Source organism: Comamonas sp. GB3 AK4-5 (assembly GCF_041320665.1).
Classification (GTDB): domain Bacteria; phylum Pseudomonadota; class Gammaproteobacteria; order Burkholderiales; family Burkholderiaceae_C; genus Comamonas.
Genome location: NZ_CP166730.1, coordinates 1,749,341 through 1,774,881, shown reverse-complemented (window position 1 = coordinate 1,774,881; position 25,541 = coordinate 1,749,341). Strand labels below are relative to the sequence as shown.

Genomic DNA, 25,541 nt, shown 5'->3' with positions numbered 1-25,541 from the left:
GACATCGAAACTAAACGATCAGATTACTTCACCGCGATGGCTTTGCCAGCACCGTCCTGGATGCGGGCCCAGGACTTGTAGATCACTTGCTTGACAGAGTCGGGCATGGGCACATAGTCCAGGCCGGATGCAGTCTGGTCGCCAGACTCATAGGCCCACTGGAAGAACTTCAGTGCGGCTTCGGCCTGCTGGGGCTTTTCCTGCTTGGTGTGCATCAGGATGAAGGTCGCGCTGGTGATGGGCCATGCATCCTTGCCAGGCTGGCTGGTCAGGATCTGGTAGAAGCTCTTGCTCCAGTCGGCACCGGCAGCTGCGGCCTTGAAGGTGGCTTCGCTGGGGGACACAAAGGCGCCAGTGCTGTTTTGCAGCAGAGCGAACGTCAGCTTGTTTTGCTTGACGTAGGCGTACTCCACATAACCGATGGAGTTGTTCAGGCGGCCCACGAAGGCGGCCACGCCTTCATTGCCCTTGCCACCGGCACCGGTAGGCCAGTTCACTGCCTTGCCTTCGCCCACTTTTTCCTTCCACTCGGCATTGGCCTTGCTCAGGTAGTTGGTGAAGCCAAAGGTCGTACCCGAGCCGTCAGCGCGGCGCACAGGGGCGATGGCAGCATCAGGCAGGGGCAGGCCGGGGTTCAGTGCCACGATGGCGGGGTCGTTCCACTTGGCAATCTTGCCCAGGTAGATGTCGCCCAGCACCTGGCCGCTCAGCTTGAGCTGACCGGGCTGGATGCCCTTGATGTTGACCACGGGCACGATGCCGCCGATCACGGTGGGGAACTGCACCAGGCCCTTCTTGGCCAGCTCGTCGTCCTTCAGCGGCTCGTCCGAAGCACCGAAGTCCACGGTCTTGGCTTCGATCTGCTTGATACCAGCGCTGGAGCCCACGGACTGGTAGTTGATCTTCACACCAGTGGCCTTGTTGTAATCCGCGGCCCACTTGGAGTACAGAGGAGCAGGGAAGCTGGCGCCCGCGCCCGTGGCTTCTTGCTGTGCCCACACAGCAGACACGCCGGCCACAGCGACCACACCCGTCACCACACCACGCAATACAGACAATTTCATGAAAAACCTCTTGGTTGGGGAAAAAGCAATAAAAGCAATGGATGCGAATGTAGAAACTGTTTATGACAGCGTCGTGACATATTTCAGCGAGTGACAAAGTGCCTGCCACCTGGCGCAAAGACCGTCTTCCGTCATCGGCAGCTGTGTCATGCAACTGTCATGGTGCTGGCGTAGCGTGCAGGATTTTGTCAAAGGTCCGCAGGCATGCCGAGCATGCATGCACCCCACTCCGAGCCCGGCCTCGCAGCCACTCACTGCCATGCAAGTCCAACACCCCACCCTACGCCGCACGGTCTTTTGGACCTCAGCGCCAACCGACGCTGCTAAGCTGCGCACTTTCTCGCTTTGTCACTCTTGCCTTCCATGCCCCACGCCATGAATCTTGCCGCCATCGATCTGGGCTCCAACAGCTTCCGTCTGGAGATAGGCAACTTTGAACACATGCAAATCCAGCGCGTGGAATACATCAAGGAAACCGTGCGCCAGGGCAATGGCCTGGACAGCGAGCGCAACCTGAGCCCCGAAGCCATGGAACGCGGCTGGGCATGCCTGGCCCGCTTTGGCGAGCGTCTGCGTGGCTTTGCACCGGAATGCGTGCGTGCCGTAGCCACCCAAACCCTGCGCGAAGCCCGCAACCGTGAAGCTTTTGTGCAACGTGCCAACGAGCTGCTGGGCTTTCCCATCGATGTCATCAGCGGTGAAGAAGAAGCGCGCCTGATCTACCGCGGCGTGGTCAGCCAGCTGCCCATGACCGACGAACGCCGCCTGGTGATGGACATTGGCGGGCGCTCCACCGAATTCGTGCTGGGTCACGGCGTGCAGGCCGAGGCCCTGGCCTCCTACCGCATTGGCAGCGTGGCCTGGTCCATGCGCTACTTCCCCCAGGGCCTGCTGACCGCAGAAGCCTTTTCCAATGCCGAGCTGGCGGCCCGGGCCGTGCTGGACGAGGCGCTGGACACCTTCCGCCCCGGCAGCTGGGACCGTGCCTATGCATCGGCCGGCACGGCCAATGCAGTGGGCGAGGTGCTGATCGCCAACGGGCGCAGCCGGGGTGTCATTGACCGCGACGGACTGAACTGGCTGCTGGAGCAGCTGCTGCGCGCCCAGCAGGTGGACCGCATTCGCCTGGAAGGCATGCGTGAAGACCGCCGCCCCATGCTGGCCGGCGGCATCAGCATCATGCGCGCCGCCTTTGACCTGCTGGGCATAGACCAGATGCAGATTGCCCAGGGTGCGCTGCGCCAGGGCGTGCTGCACGACCTGGCAGACGCCGACCTCCCCACGGGCGACCTGCGCACCGCCAGCATTCAGGCCCTGGCCCACCGTTTTGCCGTGGATACCGCCCATGCCCGCCATGTGGCAGACACGGCCCAGCACCTGGCGCGCGAGCTGGCCGGTACGGCCCTGCCCCCCCAGCACCCGCTGGAATGGACGGCCCTGGTACATGAGGCAGGCCAGCGCATCAACCGCAGCGACTACCACCGCCATGGCGCCTACATCCTGCAGCATTGCGGCGCCAAAGGATTTACCGAGGCGGAGCTGCAGCATCTGGCGCAGTTGGTACTGGGACACCGGGGCAAGCTCAAGAAGATGGAAGAGTTCATCGCCCAGGCGCCCGGCGCCATGGAACTGCTGGCCCTGCGCCTGGCCGTCATCCTGTGCCACGCCCGCCAAGCCCCCATGCTGCAAGGCCTGCAGCTTTCGCGCCGGGCAGCTTGCTTCACGCTGTGCCTGCCTGCGGGCTGGAGCCAGCAGTTTCCGCAGTCTGCCCATCTGCTGGCCGAAGAAGTCGAGGCCTGGAGCAAGACGGCCTGGAAGCTGGACCTGGTGCAGAGCTGACCCCCCGGGCGTCGCCTTCGTCGCTCCCTCCCTGGAGGGACGACGACCTTGGCTACGGAAGCAGCTTCTGTGCAGCAGGGCGGCCATGGACCACCGCAGACCCTGCCGGCTTTGGTTTTTGCATAAAAAAAGCTGCTCCCGCACAGCCATGGCGCGGGAGCAGCTCTGTATTCAGGAGCGGGGCAATAGCCCTTCAAGGCCCTGCAATCAGGGGCTATAAGGCAGTGTCCACAGCACCGTAGCGCTGCATCAAGGCCTGCTGGGCACCATGACCGGTACGAGGATCAACAGGCGGCTGGTAATGACCATCGGGCTGCAGACTCCAGGCATTACGGTCGTCATGCAGATAGGCCACCAGGCATTCATCAATGATCTGCTGGCGCTGTGCCGGGTCTTTCACCGGCCAGGCCAGCTCCACACGGCGCAGCATGTTGCGACTCATCCAGTCGGCGCTGGACAGCAGCAACTGCTCCTTCTCACCCCAGGCGAAATAAAAGACCCGGGTGTGCTCCAGAAAGCGCCCGATCACCGAGCGCACCCGGATCCGCTCTGTATACCCGGCCAGCTGCGGCGGCAATATGCAGGCACCACGCACAATCAGGTCAATGTCCACCCCGGCCTGCCCGGCGGCCACCAGGCCTTGCACCAAGGCTTCATCGGTCAGCGCATTCATCTTCACCACGATGCGGGCGGTCTGCCCTCGGCGCGCGGCCTCGGCAGCCTGGGCCATGAGCTCCAGCAGCCGGTCATGCAGGGCAAACGGCGCCATCACCAATTGCTGCAACTGGGGCATGTGGTTCTGGTTGGCCAGGTGGCTGAACACCGCATCCATGTCGGCGGTGATGGCCTCGTCCGCCGTCAGGTGGCCCAGGTCGGTATAGGCGCGGGCTGTGCGCACGTTGTAGTTGCCTGTGGACAGGTGGCCATAGCGGCGCAGTCGCCGGCCTTCACGCCGGGTGACCAGCAGCATCTTGGCATGGGTCTTGAGCCCCACCACACCATAGACCACCTGAGCGCCCACATCCTCCAGCGCCTCGGCCCAGTTGATGTTGGCCTCCTCATCAAAGCGGGCCTTGAGCTCCACCACCGCCATCACTTCCTTGCCACGGCGCACGGCCTCGCCCAGCAGCCGCATCAGCTCGGAGTCGGCACCTGTGCGGTAGATGGTCTGCTTGATGGCCAGGACCCGGGGATCGTTCACTGCTTCACGCAGCAATGCCAACACGCCGTCGAAACTCTCGAACGGCTGGTGGATCACCACATCGCGCCGGCGCAGTTGGGCGAACAGGGAGCGGCCCTGCACCAAGCCACGGGGCCACACCGGCTGCCAGGCCGGGAACAGCAGCTTCGGCGCATCCACCAGATCCACCAGTTGCGCAAGCCGCACCAGATTCACCGATCCTTCGACACGGAACAGCACCTGCGGTGGCAGCGAGAACTGGGTCAGCAGCAGCTGGGCCAGCGGGTCGGGGCAACCCGCCTCCACTTCCAGCCGCACAGCCATGCCGTAATGCCGGTGGTGCAGGCCCTGGCGCAGCGCCGTACGCAGATTGGGCACATCCTCCTCATCCACCGCCAAGTCGGAGTGGCGGGTCACGCGAAACTGCGAGCACTCCAGCACCTTGCGCCCGGGAAACAAATCCTGCACATGGGCACGCACGATGCTGGTCAAGCTGACAAACAGGCGCCGACCACCACACATTCTGGCGGGCAGCGCCAGCAGACGCGGCAGCGCACGGGGCACACGCAAGATGGCCACATCGTTGTGTCGCCCAAAGGCGTCACGCCCCTGCAGGCGCACAATGAAATTCAGCGTCTTGTTGGCCACCTTGGGGAAGGGGTGTGCGGGATCCAGGCCGACAGGCATGAGCAAGGGCCGCACTTCCTTGGTGAAATGGCCGCGCACCCACTCGCGCTGTGCAGCTGTGCGATCGCGATGGGGCACCACACGGATTCCCTCCTGCACCAACGCCGGGATGATGGCCTCGTTGTACAGCCGGTACTGCTGCGCCACCAGCGCATGGGCACGATCGATCAACGCCTGCAGCACAGCAGGCAAGGCCGCGCCTTGCTCCTGCGCCGCGCGGATAGCGGTGACCTGCGGCGCTGCACGCACTTCGAAAAATTCATCCAGATTGGACGAAACAATGGTCAAAAAGCGCAGCCGCTCCAGCAAGGGCACATCGGTGCGAACCGCCCAGTACAGCACGCGTTCATTGAACGCCAGGATGCTCAGATCCCGGTCCAGCAGGGGCAGCAACGCAGGTGTTGGCGCTGTCATGGGAGCCTGACGCAAACTGTCATCTCCCTCCCCTCTGAAATCCCGCCTACCTTGCGTCGCGCCATCGTCCCCTCTCGCCACTGTCATGGTGTTGTCACCCAAAACATTAGAAGGCACAGAAAAGTCCAATTTCAAAATGCGGAAACGCAAGTATTAGCGATGGCGATGTCAAATTGATGACAAATCGATGACATCGCGCAAAGCTTTGAAAGAAAGTGTGTAGTCACTATCAATCAAAGCAAGGATGATTCCAGCGGCAACGGTGGTAACCTGCGCGGCTTCGTTTGGGGGCAATGTCATGAAAGAAGGAAGCGCGCTGGCCGCGATCGACATCGGGTCCAACAGCGTTCTGCTGGAAACCGCGCGCATAGAGCGCGGCCGCATCCGTCTGCAATTGCACCGCAAGGAAGCCATACGCCTGGGGGGCGCCCTTGATGCCCAGGGCCTGCTGCAGGCCGACGCCATGGAACGCGGCTGGGAATGCCTGGAGCACTACGCCACCCTGATGGCCCATGTCCCCACTACCCACCGCCGCGTGGTGGCCACGCAGACATTGCGCGAAGCCACCAACCGCAGCAGTTTCCTGGACCGTGCCTCGGCCATTGTGCAATGCCCCATCGAGGTGATCACGGGCGAACAGGAAGCACGGCTGATCTACCAGGGCGTGTCGCTTTTTCTGCCAGAGCAACAAGGCTTGCGGCTGGTGGTGGACATCGGTGGCCGCTCCACAGAGCTGGCCCTGGGCCACGGCTCCCGGCTGGAACATGCCAGCTCCTATCCGCTGGGCAGCGTCGCCTGGTCCCAGCGCTTCTTTCCCCAGGGCAGGCTGTCTGCCGACTGCTTTGCCGCAGCACATGCCGCCGCCTTGCAGATATTGCCCCCCGCACGGGTGCTGCTGACGTCCCTGCAAGCCCACGCTGATGCCGTGGTGTATGGCGCATCCGGCACGGCAGGCGCCATCAGCAAGGTGCTGTGTGCCCAGGGGCATCCCACCGGAGCCATCACACGCGAAGCACTGTGGCAGCTGCGGGCGCAGCTGCAAACACTAGGCCATGTCGACCGTCTGCAGTTACAGGGACTGAAGCCGGAGCTTCTGCCCGTCATTGGTGGCGGCATCAGCCTGATGTGTGCGGTTTTCGAGGTGTTGGAGCTGCAGCATATGCGCATGGCCCAGGGCGCATTGCGCCATGGACTGCTGGCCAGCCTGCTGCAAGGCGGCTGAAATGGACTCAAGGCCGACCAGGCATGCTCGGCGCCCTGTCGGCCAGAAGCGCAGCGCCACAGGCCACTCATCCACTAGCATGAGCTCTTACGCACTTTCTTGCACTGCGTCAAATTTTGTGGAACCCCGCGCTACAGGCAGGACACTCATGCGCACGCGCATCGGTCAACGCGTGTAACATAAATAAACATCTTGAGAAGCTGCAGACTCCAGGCGCTGCAGCTTTTTCTTTCTGCCTGCGCATTGCATTGTGCACATGTCCCATCTGCTTGATGTCTCTCCACACGCGCAGGCGCTTGAGCATGCCGATACGGCGGCCATTCAGCGTCTGCTGCGCGAACACCAGACCCTGCTGGACAGTGCAGGCGTAGGCGTTGCTTTCATTCGCCAGCGTGTCATCGTACGCTGCAACCAGCGCTATGCCGATATGTTTGGCTACACAACGCCTCAGGATGTAGCGGGCATCAGCAGCGCCACCTTTCACCCCTCTCGCGCCGACTTTCGCGCACTGGGACGCAGCGCCTACCCTTTTTTGTCCCAAGGCCAGACATTCAAGACCGAGCGCCTGATGCAGCGCCAAAACGGCCGCCTGTTCTGGGGAGCGCTGACGGGCCGCCTCATCAACCCCGAGGACACCAGCGAAGGCTCCGTCTGGATCATCGACGACATCGACGAGCACAAGCAGGCCCAGTCCTTGCTCGGCAATGCCGTGCGCGAAAAACAACTGCTTTTTGACCATGCTGCCATCGGCATTGCCTTCTACCGCAATGGCCTGATCACCCGCTGCAACCCCCATCTGGAGCAGATGCTGGGTTACCGCACAGGGGAGTTGCAAGAGGTGGCCCCCCATTGCCTGATCTCCGACACGCAGGCATGGGGCTTGCTGCAGCAAAAAAACCAGAGTTTCTTGCTCCACGGCCTGCGTTTTGATGCCGAGATTCGCCTGCGCCGCAAGGATGGCGCGCACATTGACTGCGAAATACGTTGCAAGCTGCTGGATGCGGCGGACCCAACGCAAGGCAGCGTCTGGATACTGGAAGACATCACGTCCCGCAAGCAGACACAACAGCAGCTGGCGCAGATTCAGTCGCGGCTGGAGCAGCAGGTGCTTGAGCGCACCCAGGAGCTGAGCACCACGGTCGCCGACTTGCACCGCGAGGTGCAAGACCGGCTGCAGGATCAGGAGCGCATCTACTGGCTCGCCCACTATGACCCGCTGACAGGTTTGCCCAACCGCACCCTGCTCGCGCAGCGCAGCACTGCCGCCATACAGACGGCCACAGACAACGCCACGCCGCTGGCCGTGATCTTTCTGGACCTGGACCATTTCAAGCATGTCAACGACTCGCTGGGCCACAAGGTGGGCGACGCCTTGCTGGTGGAGATTGGCAAGCGCCTGCGCGCTGCCGTGCGTGAACGGGACACCGTCGCCCGCCTGGGGGGCGACGAATTCGTGCTGCTGCTGCCCGGAGCCAACGCCCAAGGGGCTGCGCGCGTGGCGGAAAAGCTCCAGCAAGCGGCCTTGCAGCCCTATCAGATAGAGCGCCATGAGCTGACGATTGCCCCTTCCATGGGCATTGCGCTGCATCCGCAAGATGGCACGGACTTCGATACGCTGACCCAGTCCGCCGATGTGGCCATGTACCACGCCAAGCTGGATGGTCGCAACACCTTCCGCTTCTACACACCCGAAATGCAGGCCAAGTCCCTACGGGCCTTGCAGCTGGAAAACGCTTTGCGCCGGGCACTGGAGCGCAACCAGTTCCAGCTGCACTATCAACCACAGGTGTGCCTGCACACGGGGGGCATTCGCAGCGCCGAGGCCTTGCTGCGTTGGCAACACCCAGAGCTCGGAGCCATTTCCCCAGCAGAGTTCATTCCCGTGGCCGAAGACAGCGGGCAGATTCTGCAAATTGGCGAATGGGTGCTGCGCACCGCCGTGGAGCAGCTCAAGCACTGGAGCGGCGAAGGGCTGGGGCGGATTAAGGTGGCCGTCAACCTGTCCGCCATCCAGTTCCACCAGCCCCAGCTGCCGGAAATGGTGAGCCGCATCCTGACGGAGTCAGGCATCTCCCCCGACTTGCTGGAGCTGGAGCTGACCGAGGGCGTAGCCGTACAAGACCCGCGCACCGCCACCGTCACCATGGACCGACTGAATGCGCATGGCATACGCCTTTCCATGGATGACTTCGGCACGGGCTACTCTTCACTCAGCCAGCTCAAACGCTTTCAGATTTACAAGCTGAAGATCGACCAGTCCTTCATCCGCGACATCGACCACGACAGCAACGACCGCGCCATCGTCAGCGCCATCATCCGCATGGCCCAGGCTCTGGGCATGCGCACCACCGCCGAGGGCGTAGAGACCCAGGAGCAGCTGGACTTTCTGCGCGCGCAAGGCTGCGACGAAGCCCAGGGCTACCACTTCAGCCGCCCACTGGCCGCCATGGATTTCGCCAGCTTTTTGCAGCAATACCGGCTGCAGCATTGATCGCAGCCGAAGCCACTTCATTTCAGGCAATAACGCCCTTAAGCGCTAGGTATACCTACACGAAATGCTCCCAGAACAAGAGCATCTCTACGCTACCGTCATCGCTACTCACCAAAGCTGGAGAGCCCGACACAGAGGCGGCCCCCTCCCTGGAGCGGGTATGCAGAGCCCACGGGGATTTCGGAATGCTTACCGAAAATGCTTGCGGCCCAAGCCATATAAAACTGGCACAGCCCAGGCCAGGGACAGCGAGCAAGGGCCGCCCCCCGCAGCGAGGCTGTCGTCCCCTTGGGGGAAGTCGCCGAAGGCGACCCAGGGGGATCAAGTCACCCCGCGCGCACCACCTCGGCCAGCTGCTCGGCAAGCCGGCTGGCCTGCTCACCGTCCTGGGCTTCCACCATCACACGCAGCAAAGGCTCGGTGCCACTGGGGCGCACCAGCACACGGCCTTTGCCTGCCAGCTGCTGCTCCACCTCTTGCTGTGCCTGCGGCAGCTTGGCATTCGTCTTCCAGTCTTGCCCCGGCTTGAGGCGCACATTCACCATCACCTGAGGGTAGAGCTGCAGATTCTCCAGCAGCGCCGCCATGGTCTTCTGGCTGCGCACACAAGCCTGCAACACCTGGAGTGCGCTGACCAGGCCATCGCCCGTGGTGTGCTTGTCCAGAGCCAGCAAATGCCCCGAGCTTTCACCGCCCAGCAACCACTGGTTGTGCTGCAGCGCCTCCAGCACATAGCGGTCGCCCACCTTGGCACGCACCATGGGAATTTGCTGCGCCTCCAGCGCTTTTTCCACGGCCATATTCGTCATCAAGGTACCCACGACACCCGCAACCGGCTCGCCGCACTGGATGCGGTCCAGCACCATCAGATACATGAGCTCATCGCCATTGAAGATGCGGCCATGCGCATCCACCATCAGCAAGCGGTCGGCATCGCCATCCAGGGCCACGCCATAGTCGGCGTGATTCGCCCGCACCGCCAAGGCCAGCGCATCGGGATGGGTGGCGCCCACACCGTCATTGATGTTCAGGCCATCGGGCTGACAGCCAATGGCCACCACATCAGCGCCCAGCTCGTGGAACACCGTGGGGGCAATCTGGTAGGCCGCGCCATGGGCGGCATCCACAACGATCTTCAGCCCACGCAGGCTGAGGTCCGAAGGGAAAGTGCTTTTGCAGAATTCGATGTAACGACCGGCCGCATCATTCAGGCGCCGCGCCTTGCCCAGGTTGCGCGAGTCCACCCAGGCCGGCGCGGCATCGATCAGGGCCTCGACCTCCTCTTCCCAGGCATCCGGCAGCTTGGTGCCCTGGGCACTGAAGAACTTGATGCCATTGTCCTGAAACGGGTTGTGGCTGGCGCTGATCACCACCCCCAGGCTGGCCCGCTGGGCCCGGGTCAAATAGGCCACACCCGGTGTGGGCAAGGGGCCCAGCAAAATCACGTCCACACCAGCGGCATTGAAGCCGGCTTCCATGGCGGCCTCCAGCATATAGCCCGAGATCCGCGTGTCCTTGCCAATCAGCACCGTGGGCCTGTCCTGGGTCTGGCGCAGCACACGCCCCACCGCATGGGCCAGCCGCAGTGCAAAGTCCGGGGTGATGGGCGCCTGACCCACCGTGCCGCGAATACCGTCTGTTCCAAAATACCGACGCGCCATCGCGTTCCTCCTTTGTGTGATTTGATTTTTTCAGGCCGTCCCGTGGCCACTTAATCCTGTGGATTCTGTCGCTGCATGGCCTGCCATACCTTCAGGCCCGCCACTGTGGCAGCCACATCGTGCACCCGCACAATGCGCGCCCCGCGCTCCACCGCCAGCACGGCAGCCGTGACACTGGGCACCAGCCTGTCTTCCACCCCGCAACCGGTGACCTGGCCCAGCGAGCCCTTGCGTGACCAGCCTGCCAGCAGCGGCAAGCCCAGCGCCAGCAGCTCTGGCTGACGGGCCAGCAAGGCGAAATTCTGCGCAACGCTTTTGCCAAAGCCTATGCCGTAGTCCAGCACCAGTCGCCGTGCATCCACCCCCATGGCCTGCAGCTGCTGCGACTGCTCCTGCAAAAACCGCTTCACCGCCGCCACGGCATCACCTTCCATGTGCTGCAACTGCATGGTCTGCGGCGTCTGGTGCATGTGCATCAGGCACACGCCACAGCGGCCATGGGCCGCAATGATGTCGCGGGCACCGGGCTGCCGCAATGCCCAGACGTCATTGATGATGTCGGCCCCCAGGTCCAGCACTGCGCGCATGAGCTCGGGCTTGTAGGTATCCACGGAAATCGGCACCTGCCAGCGCACGGCCTCTTGCACCACGGGCAGCACGCGCTGCAGCTCCACATCCAGCGGAACCGCAGGGCTGCCAGGCCGGGTGGACTCACCGCCGATATCCAGTATGTCGGCGCCTTGCTGAAGCAGCCTTTCGGCATGCTGCAGGGCCGCGCCGGCGCTGTCATGCTGGCCGCCGTCAGAAAACGAGTCAGGCGTCGTGTTCACGATCCCCATCACCTTGGGCGTCGACAGATCGATGGTGAAACGTGATACCTGCCACTGCGCCTGCATAGCCATTGCCTTCATCCCTGAAAAAAAGCGGGGCTCCAAGAGCCCCGCTGTCGTGTGTGTGAGGTGATTACACCGCAGATGGCGCCGTTGTGTCGGGGTCCACCGCAGGTGTGCCGCCACTGGTGCCACCGTCATTGCTGTTGGACGGTGGATTGCGCGGCACCCAGTCCTTGGGCGGACGCGGCTCCTTGCCGGCCATGATGTCGTCCAGTTGCTCGGCATCAATGGTTTCCCACTCGAGCATGGCCTTGGCCATGGCGTGCATCTTGTCCGAGTTGTCCTCGATCAGCTTGCGCGCCAGGGTGTACTGCTCGTCGATGATGCGGCGCACCTCGGCGTCGACCTTTTGCATGGTCTCTTCGCTGATGTTGCTGGGCTTGCTCATGGAGCGGCCCAGGAAGGGCTCGCCCTCCTGCTCGGCATAGACCATGGGGCCCAGTGCATCGGTCATGCCGTAGCGCGTGACCATGTCACGGGCGATTTGCGTGGCACGCTCGAAGTCATTGCTCGCACCCGTGGTCATCTGGTGCATGAACACTTCTTCGGCAATGCGGCCACCGAACAACATGGCGATCTGGTTGAGCATGAACTCCTTGTCGTAGGAGTAGCGGTCCTTCTCGGGCAGGCTCATGGTCACGCCCAGGGCGCGACCACGCGGGATGATGGTGACCTTGTGCACGGGGTCGCACTTGGGCAGCAGCTTGCCGATCAGTGCATGGCCTGCTTCGTGGTAGGCCGTGTTGCGGCGCTCTTCCTCGGGCATGACCATGGACTTGCGCTCCGGACCCATGATGATCTTGTCCTTGGCCTTTTCGAAGTCCTGCATCTCCACGGTGCGCGCATTGCGGCGTGCAGCCATCAAGGCGGCCTCGTTGCACAGATTGGCCAGATCAGCACCCGACATGCCGGGCGTACCGCGGGCAATGATGTTGGGGTTCACATCCTGACCCACAGGGATCTTGCGCATGTGCACATTGAGGATTTGCTCGCGGCCACGCACGTCGGGCAAGGTCACATAGACCTGGCGGTCGAAACGGCCGGGACGCAGCAAGGCGGCATCCAGAATATCGGGGCGGTTGGTGGCGGCCACCACGATGACACCCATATTGGTTTCGAAGCCGTCCATCTCGACCAGCATCTGGTTCAGGGTCTGCTCGCGCTCGTCGTTGCCACCGCCCATGCCGGCGCCGCGCTGGCGGCCCACGGCGTCGATTTCATCGATGAAGATGATGCAAGGTGCATTCTTCTTGGCGTTCTCGAACATGTCGCGCACACGGGCCGCGCCCACGCCAACGAACATTTCCACAAAGTCAGAGCCCGAGATGCTGAAGAAAGGCACTTTGGCCTCACCCGCAATCGACTTGGCCAGCAAGGTCTTGCCGGTGCCGGGAGGGCCCACCAGCAGCAGGCCACGCGGAATGCGGCCGCCCAGCTTCTGGAACTTGTTGGGGTCTTTCAGGAAGTCCACGACCTCCTTGACCTCTTCCTTGGCCTCATCACAGCCGGCCACATCGGCAAAGGTCACGGTGTTGTTGTTTTCGTCCAGCATGCGCGCCTTGGACTTGCCAAAGCTGAACGCGCCGCCCTTGCCGCCGCCCTGCATCTGGCGCATGAAGTACACCCAGACGCCGATCAACAGCAGCATGGGGCCCCAGCTGATCAGCAGGCTCATCAGCAGCGAACCTTCTTCGCGCGGCTTGACGTCAAACTTGACGTTGTTGCTGATCAGATCACCCACCAGACCACGGTCCAGGTAGGTGGCCGTGGAGCGGATGCGGCGATCGTCGTTGGTGACGGCCATGATCTCCGTGCCGCCCGGGCTTTCCTGGATCGTCACGCTCTTGATGCGGTTGCTGCGCACATCTTCCAGAAAATCGGAATAGCCCACATAGCCCGCACTGGCCCCGCCACGCGTGTCGAACTGTTTGAACACCGTAAACAGCACCATGGCGATGACAAGCCATACGGCAACTTTAGAAAACCACTGATTGTTCAAGCGGGGCTCCAATGAAAAAGGCGAAATTCAGACCTGGACGGGCAATGCCATCCATATAAGGCCTATTTTAGGTGTTTCAAGCGGATGAACCGAAACCTTATTCCTGCGAAGGCGACAGGGCTCCCAGGGCATTCGGCCCATCAAGCCCCCATTGGCGGGAAGCCCTTGCGCCTTCAGACGGCTTTAGGGCTTTAAACCCATTCCGATCAGGAATGTTTCAGACGATCTGTCGCGCGAAGATTTGGGCTTGTACGGCTTGACCACGCGGAAGGTCTGGCGGAACAGCGCCACCAGCTCCTCATAGCCGCTGCCGTGAAACAGTTTGACCACCAGCGCCCCATCGGGCTGCAGATGCTGGGTGGCAAAGTCTACCGCCAGCTCGATCAAATGCGCCACGCGGGCACCGTCCGTGGTCCCGTTGCCCGACAGATTGGGCGCCATATCCGACACCACCACATCCACGGGCCGTCCCTGCACAGCCTCCTCGAGCTGGGCCAGCACGCTTCCTTCGCGGAAATCCCCCTGGATGTAGTGCACGCCTTCGATAGACTCCATGGGCAGTAGATCCAGTGAGATGATGGCACCTTGGAGCGAGCCCACGGCCGCACCCTGCGGCGCCAGGCGCCGGCGCAGGTACTGGCTCCAGGCACCGGGTGCACAGCCCAGATCCACCACAATGTCGCCGGGCTTTATCAGCTTGAATGCCTCGTCGATTTCCTTCAACTTGTAGGCCGCACGGGCGCGGTAGCCGTCTTTTTGCGCGGCTTTGACATAGGGATCGTTGACATGGCTGTTCAGCCATGCCTTATCCACTTTCTTGCTTTTGGTTTTGATCTTCATGCGAAATTCTTCCTGCCTCGATAATACGGCCCATGCCCCAAATTGAATTGACTCCCGCAGAGCGCCGGGAACACCGCGCCAACGCCCACCACCTGGACCCCGTGGTCCTCATCGGTGGCGACGGCCTCACCCCTGCCGTCCAGAAGGAAGTGGACGCCGCGCTCAACGCCCATGGCCTGATCAAGGTCCGTGTCTTCGGCGACGAGCGCGCCACCCGTGAACAGATCTACCAGCAGCTGTGCGACGAGCTGAACGCGGCCCCCATCCAACACATCGGCAAGCTGCTGGTGCTGTGGCGCCCTATCCCCGAAAAGGAAAAGGCCTTTGATGAAGACCGCATGCCCGGCCCGCGTGACGTCAAGGTGCTGAAGTTCGGCAAAGCCGGCCAGCGCCCTGAAGTCAAGCAGCTGCGCGTGCTGGGCAACCAGCGCCTGACGGCCGGCGGCCAGATCAAGCGTGCCAAGCCCAAGCAAAAATCCGTCAAGAAGGGCCGACTGGGCTGAGCTTGCGTACGCCGCACACCCACAACACACCTGCCATGGCACTGAATACGACATCGGCGGCGCCCGAGCGCCACATCCTCTGCATGAAGTGGGGCACCAAGTACGGCCCGGAGTACGTCAACCGTCTCTACGCCATGGTGCGCCGCCATCTCAGCGGTGATTTTCGCTTTGTCTGCCTGACCGACAACAGCGAAGGGATTCGCCCCGAGGTGCAATGCCTGCCCATTCCCTCGCTGGACCTGCCTGCCGGCATTCCCGAGCGCGGCTGGACCAAGCTGACCACCTTTGCCGCCGACCTGCACGGCCTCAAGGGCACGGCCCTGTTTCTGGACGTGGACGTGGTGGTCACCGGCCCTCTGGACGAGTTCTTCACCCACCCGGGTGAATTCCTCATCATCCACGACCACAAGCGGCCCTGGCGCATCACCGGCAATTCGTCGGTGTACCGCTTCGAGCTGGGCGCCCACCCGGATGTGCTGGAATATTTCCGCGGCCACTTCGAGGAAATCCGCAAGCAGTTCCGCAATGAGCAGGCCTATCTGTCGGATGTGCTGCACAAGCAAGGCAAGCTCCAATACTGGCCAGCGGCCTGGTGCCCCAGCTTCAAATACCACGGCATCCCCAGCTGGCCCACCAATTACTGGAAAGCCCCCTTTGTGCCCGAAGGCGCGCGCATCGTCATCTTCCATGGCGAGTGCAACCCGCCCGACGCCCTGGCCGGCCGGCGCAACCGCCGCTTTCGCTTCATCAAGCCCGCTCTGTGGGTGGCCGAGCACTGGCGCGAGTGAGCCGAATTCAAGGCAAAACCCGCTCCAATCGCATACACCACCTGTGTAAGGCGCTATGAAAAAAGCAGTCCCAGGGACTGCTTTTTTGTATAGGGCGCGGCAAAGGCCACACCAAGCTGGAGACAGCGAGCCAGGGCCTACGCTCTGCCGTCCTCCTCCTGGGAGAAAGACGCGGAAGGCTGCTCAAGGGGAGTCCTGGTCAATCGCCACACCACGCACAGCGCGCACAGCCACTGCAGGGCATACAGCGCCAGGCCCAGATAGAACCAGACAGCACCTTGCCCGGCCAGCGCGCGCGGCAACACGCCGTATTGACCCAGCAGCGCCAGCAGCAAGCCGCCCAGCACAAAAACCAGAGCATCCTGTGCCCATGGCTCCTGCTTTTGCGCATGTTTTTTCTTGGAAATCACCAGCAGCAGCACACCACATGCTACGGAAATCCAGGCCTGCGCTGCCAGCAAGGCCGCCGCCGCACCTGCGGCCGGTGTGCGTGGCCAGTGGGCAAACAACACCTGCACGGCCACGCCCATGGCCGTCAGGCTGCCCCACCACAGGGCGGCCAGCAGCCAGGGCAAACGGGCCTGCAAACCGTGCATGCCTTGCCTTGTTACAGGTACTTGACCGCCACCACTTCGTAGCGGCGCTCGCCACCCGGGGCCTGCACCACGGCGACATCGCCCTCTTCCTTGCCAATCAGCGCGCGGGCAATGGGGCTGGAGATGTTGATCAGGCCCAGCTTCAGGTCGGCCTCGTCCTCACCCACGATCTGGTAGGTCACGGCGGCGCCGCTGTCTTCGTCTTCCAGCTCCACGGTGGCGCCAAACACCACGCGACCACCTGCGTCCACCGACGAGGGCTCGATGACCTGGGCCGAGGACAGCTTGCTTTCGATCTCGGCAATGCGGCCTTCGATAAAGCCCTGGTGTTCCTTGGCGGATTCGTATTCGGCGTTCTCGCTCAGATCGCCCTGGGCACGTGCCTCGGCAATCGCCTGGATCACGGCAGGACGCTCCACGGTCTTCAGGCGCTGCAACTCTTCCTTGAGCTTCTCTGCGCCGCGCTTGGTAATGGGAATGGTGGCCATAGTTAAGTCTCCACTAAAAGCATTGCCAGGTGCGGTGAGCACCCGGCGCGCGGGGTCGCCCATGGCCATGCGGCCTGGGCAATATGGGGCCCGATATGGGGGCCATACCCCACAAAAACAAACCGCCGCGCTGTCAGCGCGGCGGTGGTCTCTTATCGGTCAGTGCCGATTATGCCGCGTTTGCCACGGCATCGGTGCGGAAAAAACCCGCTGCCGGCTCAATGCGCCAACTGGGCGTGCAGCTCTTGGACAGAGTACACATCCAGATTGCCACGCATGGCCTTCATGCCGTCCACAGCCGCTTCCGCGCCGAAGATGGTGGTGAAGGTGGTCACCCGTGCCAGCAGGGCGCTGGTACGGATGGCGCGCGAGTCGGCAATCGCATTGCGGCGCTCTTCCACCGTGTTGATGACCATGGCGATCTCTTCGTTCTTCACCATGTCCACGATGTGGGGGCGGCCCTCCGTGACCTTGTTCACGGTCTGCACCTCCACACCGGCTTCGGCGATTGCAGCCGCCGTGCCACGCGTGGCGCACAGGGTGAAGCCCATGGCCGCCAACTCCTTGGCGATGACCACGGCGCGCGCCTTGTCATTGTTCTTCACGGTGAGGAAGACCTTGCCTTCGGTAGGCAGCTTGACGCCGGCGCCCAGTTGGCTCTTCACAAAGGCCTCGCCAAAGGTCTTGCCCACGCCCATGACTTCGCCGGTGGACTTCATCTCGGGGCCGAGGATGGTGTCCACACCGGGGAACTTCACAAAGGGGAAGACGGCTTCCTTGACGCTGAAGTAAGGCGGGGTCACCTCCTTGGTCACGCCCTGCTCGGCCAGGGTCTGGCCCACCATGCAGCGTGCCGCCACCTTGGCCAGCTGGATGCCCGTGGCCTTGGAGACAAAGGGCACGGTGCGCGAGGCGCGGGGATTAACTTCCAGCACATAGATGATGTCCTGGCCGTCACGCTCCTGGATGGCGAACTGCACATTCATCAGACCCACCACATGCAGGCCTTCGGCCATGGCAGCGGTCTGGCGCTTGATCTCGGCCACGGTCTCGGGCTTCAAGTAGTAAGGCGGCAGCGAGCAGGCGGAGTCACCGCTGTGCACGCCGGCTTGCTCGATATGCTCCATCACGCCGCCGATGAACACGGCGCCGCTGCTGTCGCGCACGCAGTCCACATCGCACTCGATGGCGTTGGACAGGAAGTGGTCCAGCAGCACGGGCGAGTCGTTGCTGACCTTCACGGCTTCGCGCATATAGCGCTCCAGATCGCGCTGCTCGTGCACGATTTCCATGGCGCGGCCACCCAGCACATAGCTGGGGCGCACCACCAGGGGATAGCCCAGGCCGGCGGCCTTTTCCAGCGCTTCGGCTTCGGTACGGGCCGTGGCGTTCGGCGGCTGCAGCAGGCCCAGGTCGTTGAGCAACTTCTGGAAGCGCTCACGGTCTTCGGCCGCGTCGATCATGTCGGGCGAGGTGCCGATGATGGGCACGCCTTCTTTTTCCAGGCCCAGGGCCAGCTTCAAAGGCGTCTGACCGCCGTACTGCACGATCACGCCGACAGGCTGCTCGATGGCCACGATTTCCAGCACGTCTTCCAGCGTCAGCGGCTCGAAGTACAGGCGATCGGACGTGTCGTAGTCGGTGGACACGGTCTCGGGGTTGCAGTTGACCATGATGGACTCATAGCCGTCTTCGCGCATGGCCATGGCGGCGTGCACGCAGCAGTAGTCAAACTCGATGCCCTGGCCGATCCGGTTGGGGCCACCGCCCAGCACCATGATCTTCTTCTTGTTGGTGGGCGCGGCTTCGCATTCCTCGTCGTACGTGGAGTACATGTACGCAGTGTTGGAAGCGAACTCGGCCGCACAGGTGTCCACGCGCTTGAACACGGGGCGCACCTTCAAGGCCTTGCGTGCTTCACGCACGGCCTTGTCCGTGGTGTGCAGCAGCTTGGCCAGGCGGCGGTCGGAGAAGCCTTTTTGCTTCAGCGTGCGCAGCGTCGTGGCGTCCAGCAGCGACAAGGCCTTGTCGCCATGGGCTTCAAAATGCTTGTCCAGGTCGAGTTCGATCTTCACGATCTCTTCGATCTGCACCAGGAACCATTTGTCGATCTTGGTGATGTTGTGGACTTCATCCAGCGTCCAGCCGGCGGCGAAGGCGTCGCCCACATACCAGATGCGCTCGGGACCGGGCTCGCCCAGTTCCTTTTCCAGGATTTCGCGGTCCTGGGTTTTTTCGTTCATGCCATCCACGCCCACTTCCAGGCCGCGCAGGGCTTTCTGGAAGGACTCCTGGAAGGTACGGCCGATGGCCATGACCTCGCCCACGGACTTCATCTGCGTGGTCAGGCGGTTATCGGCCGTAGGGAACTTCTCGAAGGCAAAACGCGGGATCTTGGTGACCACGTAGTCGATCGAGGGCTCGAACGAGGCCGGGGTCTTGCCACCGGTGATTTCGTTCTTCAGCTCGTCCAGCGTGAAGCCCACGGCCAGCTTGGCCGCAATCTTGGCGATGGGGAAGCCCGTGGCCTTGGAGGCCAGCGCCGAGGAGCGCGAGACACGCGGGTTCATCTCGATGACGATCATGCGACCGTCCTTGGGATTCACCGAGAACTGCACATTGGAGCCACCGGTGTCGACACCGATTTCACGCAGCACTGCCAGCGAGGCATTGCGCATGATTTGGTACTCTTTGTCGGTCAGCGTCTGGGCAGGTGCCACGGTGATGGAGTCACCGGTGTGCACGCCCATGGGGTCCAGGTTCTCGATGGAGCAGACGATGATGCAGTTATCGGCGGTGTCGCGCACCACTTCCATCTCGTACTCTTTCCAACCCAGCAGCGACTCTTCGATCAGCAGCTCGTTGGTGGGCGAGGCTTCCAGACCGCGCTTGCAGATGGTCTCGAACTCTTCCGAGTTGTAGGCAATGCCGCCACCCGTGCCACCCAGCGTGAAGCTGGGACGGATCACGGTGGGAAAGCCCATTTCCTTTTGCACGGCCCAGGCTTCGTCCATGGAGTGGGCGATGCCGGAGCGCGCGGAGCCCAGACCGATCTTGGTCATGGCGTCCTTGAACTTCAGGCGGTCCTCGGCCTTGTCGATGGCCTCGGGCTTGGCGCCGATCAGCTCGACCTTGTACTTGTCCAGCACGCCGTTGTGCCACAGGTCCAGCGCGCAGTTCAGCGCGGTCTGGCCGCCCATGGTGGGCAGGATGGCGTCGGGACGCTCCTTGGCGATGATCTTCTCGACCGTCTGCCAGGTGATGGGCTCGATGTAGGTGACGTCGGCCGTGGCCGGGTCGGTCATGATCGTGGCGGGGTTGCTGTTGATCAAAATGACCTTGTAACCCTCTTCGCGCAGCGCCTTGCAGGCCTGCACGCCGGAGTAGTCAAACTCGCAGGCCTGGCCGATCACGATGGGACCGGCGCCAATGATCAGAATGCTTTTGAGGTCGGTGCGCTTAGGCATTGTTTTTCTCCTGGGCCTTGGCCATCAGTGCCGTGAAGCGGTCGAACAAGTAGGCGATGTCGTGCGGGCCGGGCGAAGCCTCGGGGTGGCCCTGGAAGCAGAAGGCGGGCACATCGGTGCGCTCCAGGCCTTGCAGCGTGCCGTCAAACAGGCTGATGTGGGTGGCGCGCACATTGGCGGGCAGCGACTCCAGCTCCACGGCAAAACCGTGGTTCTGGCTGGTGATGCTGACGCGGCCGGTGTCCAGCTCCTTCACGGGGTGGTTGGCACCGTGGTGGCTGTTTTGCATCTTGAAGGTCTTGGCGCCCGAGGCCAGGGCCATGATCTGGTGGCCCAGGCAGATGCCGAACAAGGGCTTTTTGGCAGCCATGATCTCTTGTGCCGCAGCAATGGCGTAGTCGCAAGGCGCTGGGTCGCCAGGGCCGTTGGACAGGAACACGCCATCGGGGTTCAGCGCCAGCACGTCCTTGGCGGGCGTCTGGGCCGGCACCACGGTCACGTCGCAGCCGCGCTCGGCCAGCATGCGCAAGATGTTGGTCTTCACGCCAAAGTCATAGGCCACGACCTTGAACTTGGGCGACTCGAGCTTGCCGTAGCCTTGGCCCAGCTTCCACTCGGTTTGGCTCCAAGGGTAGGACTTGGTGGTGGTCACCACCTTGGCCAGGTCCAGGCCCTTCATGTCGGGGGCGGCCTTGGCTGCAGCGATGGCTTGATCGATCTTGGCTTGGGTGACTTCTTCGCCAGCGGCCAGGCCCACGATGGCACCGTTTTGCGCCCCCTTGTCACGCAGCAAGCGCGTGAGCTTGCGGGTGTCGATGTCGGCGATGGCGACGGTCTTGCCTTCAATCAGGTACTCGGACAGGGTCTGGGTGCTGCGGAAGTTGCTGGCCAACAGCGGCAGGTTCTTGATGATGAGACCTGCGGCATGGATCTTGTCAGCCTCGACATCCTCGGGATTGACGCCATAGTTGCCGATATGCGGATACGTGAGAGTCACGATCTGCTGGCAATAGCTGGGGTCGGTGAGGATTTCCTGGTAGCCGGTCAGCGAGGTGTTGAAAACGACTTCGCCCACCGTGGTGCCTTGCGCACCAATCGAGTTGCCAACAAAGACCGTGCCGTCTGCGAGCGCCAAGATGGCGGGTGGGAAGGCTCCCTTGAGAGACAAAAGCACTGGGTTCTCCGGTTTTTTATTACGGTTACGCCCAACGCAGCCCCTCACATGCTGTTCGCATGCGCGTGGGGACAGATGTGTCAACAGGGGATGGCGAGAAAGCGTCGCTAGGCGTAGGAAGGAATGCTGGAAAGCCGCCCATTATAGACTTGTGCGGCTACTGCCCCATGACTTGGCGCGGGATTACCCTTGACGGCGCAGCATGCTGACGCTGCTGGCATGCAGGCAGATCGCGGCCGCCGCACCCACATTCAGCGACTCTTCCCCCCCAGGCTGGGCAATGCTGATGCGGTGCTGGGCCTGCTGCATCAGCGCCTCACCCACGCCCTGCCCTTCATGCCCCATGGCCCAGGCGCAAGGCCAGGGCAGATCGGCTTCGTGGATCAAGGTGCCCTGGTGGGAGCTGGTCACCACCAGAGGCAGCTGCAAGGCCTGCACATCGGCCTCGGAGGCCGACTCCACCAGATGCAGGCCGAAATGCGCGCCCATGCCGGCGCGCAGCACTTTCTGACTCCACAGCGCAGCCGTGCCCTTGAGGGCCAGCACTTGGCCAAAGCCAAAGGCCGATGCACTGCGCAGGATGGATCCCACATTGCCTGCGTCCTGCACCCGGTCCAGCACCACGGTGGAGACGCCGGGGCGCACGGCGGCCGCACCATCCCAGGCCATGACATAGCCCATGTGGGCTGGGGACTCCAGGCTGCTGATTTCGGCAAACAAGGCATCTGCCAAAACTATGACTTTGGGAGCAGCTTGCGCCCACTCCTTGGGCGCCAGAGGCCAAAAAGACTCTGAAAAAACGGCCAGCTGCGGCGACAGACCACGCGCCAATGCAGCACGGCACAGATGGTCGCCCTCCAGCCAGACCTGGGCTTGTTTGCGGTAGGCCGTGCTGTCCTGGGACAGGCGGCGCAGGGATTTGACGAAGGCGTTGTCACGCGCCTTTATATGCATGGGCTGGGCAGCGAAAGTCATGGCAACCTCTTGATTTGGTGATGGGGCACCAAGGCCCCGAGGCCCGGAAACCGGGCTCAGGAATACAGCGAAGCCTGCGCCATGCCCCCCGCACGCAAGGCCGAGACACCGCTTTCGCAGGCAATGGGAGCGGGCTGCAGGCCGACACACAAGACACCCGACTGCAGCACCTTGGCCACGGGGGCAAAAGAGCTGCGGTGCTCCACCGTCGCACCATGCTCGCGCAGCGCGGCCAGGTGCACGGCCGTGCCATAGCCCTTGTGGGCGGCAAAACCGTACTGGGGATATTGCACATCGAGCTGGTCACACCAGCGGTCACGTGTCACCTTGGCCAGAATGGAAGCTGCCGAAATCGCCTGCACCAGCGCATCGCCCTGCACAATGGCCTCGGCCGGCACCTCCAGCGTGGGCAGCTGGTTGCCATCAACAAGCACACGCACCGGCTTGAGCCGCAGGCCCAGCACGGCGCGGCGCATGGCCAGCAAGGTGGCTTGCAGGATGTTGAGCCTGTCGATCTCCTGCACCGAGGCCTGGGCAATGCAAAAGCACAGGGCCTTGGCACGGATTTCATCGAACAACTGCTCGCGCTTGCGGGCCGTGAGTTTTTTGGAGTCGTTCAGGCCGGCGATGGGGTTCTGGTCGTCCAGGATGACGGCTGCGGCCACCACAGGGCCGGCCAGCGGGCCACGCCCGGCTTCGTCCACCCCTGCGACCAACCCGGGCGGATGCCAGGGCAGGCTTTCTTGCTCAAGCAGCGGGGATGGCAATGATTTTTTCGATCGCATGGGCGGCCAATTCGGCGGTATCTCTTTTTAGTTCGTGGTGCAGGGCCGTGAAGCGCTGCTCCAGCGCATCAATGGTGGCCGGTGCATCCTGGCTGGCACGCAGCCAGGCCAACGCGGCCTGGGCCAGCGCCTCGGGCGTGGCCGCGTCCTGCAGCAACTCGGGCACGACAAAGTCGCGACACAAAATATTCGGCAGCCCCACCCAGGCCTGCAGCTGCTTGCGCTGCATCAGACGCCAGCTCCAGGGGTGCATGCTGTAGCTGATGACCATGGGGCGCTTGAACAGCGCGGCCTCCAGCGTGGCGGTACCACTGGCAATCAGCGTGCAATCACAGGCTGCCAGCACATCATGCGACTGACCGGGCACGATCAGCACCTGGTCTTGCATGCCGTTTTGCTGGGCAATGCGCTGCAACTCCTCCAGCAGACTGGGAACGGCAGGGGCGACTATTTTAATCGCTGGAAGCGCCTTCTTCACCAGCGCTGCCGCCTTGAAAAACCCGGAGGCGATATAGCGCACTTCCGAGCGACGGCTGCCCGGCAGCAAGGCCAGCACCAGCCCGTCTTCGGGCAAGCCCAGACGGCGGCGCGCGGCGGCACGATCGGGCTGCATGGGAATCACCTGGGCCAGCGGATGGCCCACATAGGTGGCTTCAATACCGTGCTGGGCCAGCAGCTCGGGCTCGAAGGGGAAAATGCACAGCACATGGTCGGCCGCACGGCGAATCTTCTCCACGCGGTCAGCCCGCCAGGCCCAGATGGAGGGGCAGACAAAATGCACGGTCTTGACGCCCGCAGCGCGCAGATCGGTCTCCAGGCCCAGATTGAAATCGGGCGCATCCACACCCACAAACACCGAGGGGGGATGGGCCAGCAGGCGCTGGCGCAGTTTTTTGCGAATGCCCAGCAACTCGGCTACCCGCATCAGCACTTCCCAGCTGTAACCATGCACAGCCAGGCGCTCGGACTGCCACCAGGCATCAAAGCCTCGGGCCTGCATGGCAGCGCCGCCAATGCCCATGGACTGGGCCTCAGGCCAGCGCTGACGCAGGCCATCGAGCAGCAAAGAGGCCAGCAGATCGCCGGAGGTCTCCCCCGCCACCATGGCAATGCGAGGCACTACGGAATCTGCAGCAGCTTGCGCTGGCTGCATGGGCGTTGCAGAGCTATTCACGTCGCAAACTCACGGACAGGGGTGAAGAAAAACACAAAAGACGCCAAGGCCGCGCAAGCGGCTAGCGTGTGATGCCGTAGGCAGCAGAGGCCAGAAAGCCCTGCATCAGTTCCACGTCTTGCACGGCGTCGGCTTCGGCCTTGAGTGCATCCATGGCCTGCATGGCCGCTTCCAGCGACAAGCCCTGGCGATAGAGCAGCTTGTGCATCTCGCGCACGGCGGCAATGCGGACATCCGAAAAGCCGCGGCGCTTGAGGCCGATCAGGTTCACGCTGCGCGCCGCCAGTGGATTGCCATCCACCGTCATAAACGGCGGTACATCCTTGTTCACATGGGCCTGGAAACCCACCATGGCATAGGCGCCTATGCGCATGCGCTGCAGCACGCCAGTCAGGCCACCCACGGTCACCCAGTCGCCCACATGCACATGGCCCGCCAATGTGGTGTTATTGGCCAAGGTGGTGTTGTCGCCCACGATGCAGTCATGTGCGATGTGCACATAGGCCATGATCCAGTTGTCCGAACCTATGGTGGTCTCACCCCGATCCTGCGCGGTACCGGTGTTGAAGGTACAGAACTCGCGCACGGTATTGCGGTCGCCCATCACCAGCCGCGTGGGCTCTCCCGCGTACTTCTTGTCCTGGGGGTCTGCACCCAGGGAAGCAAACTGGAAGATCTGGTTGTCACAACCGATGGTGGTGTGACCCTCAATGACGCAATGCGCCCCCACCGAAGTGCGAGCACCCAGGCGCACCTGGGGCCCGATGACGGCATAAGGCCCCACCGATACCGATGAATCAAGCTCAGCCGCAGGGTCCACCACTGCGGTGGGGTGAATAAGACTCGCCGCCACCATCGACACTTAGCCCACGTGGCGCATGGTGCACATCAGCTGCGCTTCGGCAGCCACTTCGCCGTCCACGCTGGCCACAGCATTGAACTTCCAGATACCACCGCGCACACGGTCGATGGTGATCTCCAGCGCCAGCTGGTCTCCTGGCACCACGGGGCGCTTGAAGCGCGCCGAATCAATACCGACAAAGTAGTAGATGTTGTTTTCGTCCGGCACCTGGCCCATGGCATCAAAGGCCAGCAGGCCTGCGGCCTGCGCCAGGGCTTCCAAAATCAACACCCCGGGCATCACGGGACGACCAGGGAAATGCCCGGTGAAGAACGGCTCGTTGAAAGTCACGTTCTTGATCGCCTTGATGCGTGTGTTGCTCTCAAGCTCCAGCACCCGGTCCACCAGCAAGAAAGGGTAGCGGTGGGGCAGTTGCTTGAGAATTCCTTGAATATCCATT

20 protein-coding genes are annotated in these 25,541 nt (G+C 62.7%); 5 read left to right on the top strand and 15 right to left on the bottom strand.

Annotation, left to right across the window (positions count from 1 at the left end; genetic code table 11):
- Nucleotides 1–23 precede the first annotated feature (23 nt).
- Nucleotides 24–1,064, bottom strand: a complete 1,041-nt coding sequence (gene pstS / locus ACA027_RS07875; RefSeq protein ID WP_370681837.1) for a phosphate ABC transporter substrate-binding protein PstS — start codon at nt 1,062–1,064, stop codon at nt 24–26.
- A 375-nt stretch (nt 1,065–1,439) separates the two neighbouring features.
- Between pstS and ACA027_RS07870 the strand changes: the two genes are divergently transcribed.
- The gene (locus ACA027_RS07870) at nt 1,440–2,903 is read left to right on the top strand and encodes an exopolyphosphatase (RefSeq protein ID WP_370681836.1); all 1,464 of its coding nucleotides are present in this window, start codon (nt 1,440–1,442) and stop codon (nt 2,901–2,903) included.
- A 214-nt stretch (nt 2,904–3,117) separates the two neighbouring features.
- Here the strand turns inward: ACA027_RS07870 and ppk1 are convergent, their stop codons facing one another.
- Nucleotides 3,118–5,184 (bottom strand): polyphosphate kinase 1, encoded by a 2,067-nt coding sequence (ppk1, locus tag ACA027_RS07865; protein ID WP_370681835.1) that lies wholly within the window; start codon nt 5,182–5,184, stop codon nt 3,118–3,120.
- A 298-nt stretch (nt 5,185–5,482) separates the two neighbouring features.
- On the opposite strand from ppk1, the gene ACA027_RS07860 reads away from it, so the two are divergent.
- Together ACA027_RS07860 and ACA027_RS07855 are read left to right on the top strand one after the other, a co-directional pair.
- Nucleotides 5,483–6,406, top strand: coding sequence for a Ppx/GppA family phosphatase (locus tag ACA027_RS07860; protein ID WP_370681834.1), 924 nt, complete (start codon nt 5,483–5,485; stop codon nt 6,404–6,406).
- A 256-nt stretch (nt 6,407–6,662) separates the two neighbouring features.
- A complete protein-coding gene (locus tag ACA027_RS07855) occupies nt 6,663–8,897 on the top strand; it encodes an EAL domain-containing protein (protein ID WP_370681833.1) in 2,235 nt (744 codons plus the stop codon).
- Between the two features lie 326 nt (nt 8,898–9,223).
- Here the strand turns inward: ACA027_RS07855 and glmM are convergent, their stop codons facing one another.
- From glmM to ACA027_RS07835, 4 genes are all read right to left on the bottom strand, one after another.
- Nucleotides 9,224–10,558: a phosphoglucosamine mutase gene (gene glmM, locus ACA027_RS07850; protein ID WP_370681832.1), complete on the bottom strand. Its 1,335-nt coding sequence runs from the start codon at nt 10,556–10,558 to the stop codon at nt 9,224–9,226.
- Nucleotides 10,559–10,608: 50 nt separating this feature from the next.
- Nucleotides 10,609–11,454, bottom strand: a complete 846-nt coding sequence (gene folP, locus ACA027_RS07845) for a dihydropteroate synthase (RefSeq protein WP_370682539.1) — start codon at nt 11,452–11,454, stop codon at nt 10,609–10,611.
- A gap of 67 nt (nt 11,455–11,521) precedes the next feature.
- Entirely contained in the window at nt 11,522–13,450 is a 1,929-nt protein-coding gene (gene ftsH / locus ACA027_RS07840) for an ATP-dependent zinc metalloprotease FtsH (protein WP_370681831.1), read from the bottom strand.
- A 183-nt stretch (nt 13,451–13,633) separates the two neighbouring features.
- Nucleotides 13,634–14,290, bottom strand: a complete 657-nt coding sequence (locus ACA027_RS07835) for an RlmE family RNA methyltransferase (RefSeq protein ID WP_370681830.1) — start codon at nt 14,288–14,290, stop codon at nt 13,634–13,636.
- A 32-nt stretch (nt 14,291–14,322) separates the two neighbouring features.
- Between ACA027_RS07835 and ACA027_RS07830 the strand changes: the two genes are divergently transcribed.
- Nucleotides 14,323–14,793 (top strand): YhbY family RNA-binding protein, encoded by a 471-nt coding sequence (locus ACA027_RS07830; RefSeq protein ID WP_370681829.1) that lies wholly within the window; start codon nt 14,323–14,325, stop codon nt 14,791–14,793.
- Between the two features lie 35 nt (nt 14,794–14,828).
- Nucleotides 14,829–15,581, top strand: a complete 753-nt coding sequence (locus ACA027_RS07825) for a glycosyltransferase (protein ID WP_370681828.1) — start codon at nt 14,829–14,831, stop codon at nt 15,579–15,581.
- 137 nt (nt 15,582–15,718) lie between these two features.
- Here the strand turns inward: ACA027_RS07825 and ACA027_RS07820 are convergent, their stop codons facing one another.
- From ACA027_RS07820 to fabZ, 9 genes are all read right to left on the bottom strand, one after another.
- Nucleotides 15,719–16,177 (bottom strand): DUF4149 domain-containing protein, encoded by a 459-nt coding sequence (locus tag ACA027_RS07820; protein ID WP_370681827.1) that lies wholly within the window; start codon nt 16,175–16,177, stop codon nt 15,719–15,721.
- An 11-nt stretch (nt 16,178–16,188) separates the two neighbouring features.
- Nucleotides 16,189–16,665 carry a transcription elongation factor GreA gene (gene greA, locus ACA027_RS07815; protein ID WP_370681826.1) on the bottom strand — a complete coding sequence of 159 codons (477 nt, stop codon included), beginning with the start codon at nt 16,663–16,665 and terminating at the stop codon, nt 16,189–16,191.
- A gap of 218 nt (nt 16,666–16,883) precedes the next feature.
- Nucleotides 16,884–20,132: a carbamoyl-phosphate synthase large subunit gene (carB, locus tag ACA027_RS07810; RefSeq protein ID WP_370681825.1), complete on the bottom strand. Its 3,249-nt coding sequence runs from the start codon at nt 20,130–20,132 to the stop codon at nt 16,884–16,886.
- Entirely contained in the window at nt 20,125–21,306 is a 1,182-nt protein-coding gene (gene carA, locus ACA027_RS07805; protein WP_370681824.1) for a glutamine-hydrolyzing carbamoyl-phosphate synthase small subunit, read from the bottom strand. The genes carB and carA overlap by 8 nt, the downstream gene beginning before the upstream one ends.
- A gap of 183 nt (nt 21,307–21,489) precedes the next feature.
- Nucleotides 21,490–22,281: a TrmH family RNA methyltransferase gene (locus ACA027_RS07800; RefSeq protein WP_370681823.1), complete on the bottom strand. Its 792-nt coding sequence runs from the start codon at nt 22,279–22,281 to the stop codon at nt 21,490–21,492.
- A 56-nt stretch (nt 22,282–22,337) separates the two neighbouring features.
- Complete coding sequence (rnhB, locus tag ACA027_RS07795; RefSeq protein WP_370681822.1) at nt 22,338–23,066, bottom strand: ribonuclease HII; 729 nt, start codon at nt 23,064–23,066, stop codon at nt 22,338–22,340.
- Nucleotides 23,029–24,219, bottom strand: coding sequence for a lipid-A-disaccharide synthase (gene lpxB, locus ACA027_RS07790; protein WP_370682538.1), 1,191 nt, complete (start codon nt 24,217–24,219; stop codon nt 23,029–23,031). The genes rnhB and lpxB overlap by 38 nt, the downstream gene beginning before the upstream one ends.
- 82 nt (nt 24,220–24,301) lie before the next feature.
- The gene (gene lpxA, locus ACA027_RS07785; RefSeq protein ID WP_370682537.1) at nt 24,302–25,096 is read right to left on the bottom strand and encodes an acyl-ACP--UDP-N-acetylglucosamine O-acyltransferase; all 795 of its coding nucleotides are present in this window, start codon (nt 25,094–25,096) and stop codon (nt 24,302–24,304) included.
- A gap of 6 nt (nt 25,097–25,102) precedes the next feature.
- A complete protein-coding gene (gene fabZ / locus ACA027_RS07780) occupies nt 25,103–25,540 on the bottom strand; it encodes a 3-hydroxyacyl-ACP dehydratase FabZ (protein WP_370681821.1) in 438 nt (145 codons plus the stop codon).
- Nucleotide 25,541: the final 1 nt, after the last annotated feature.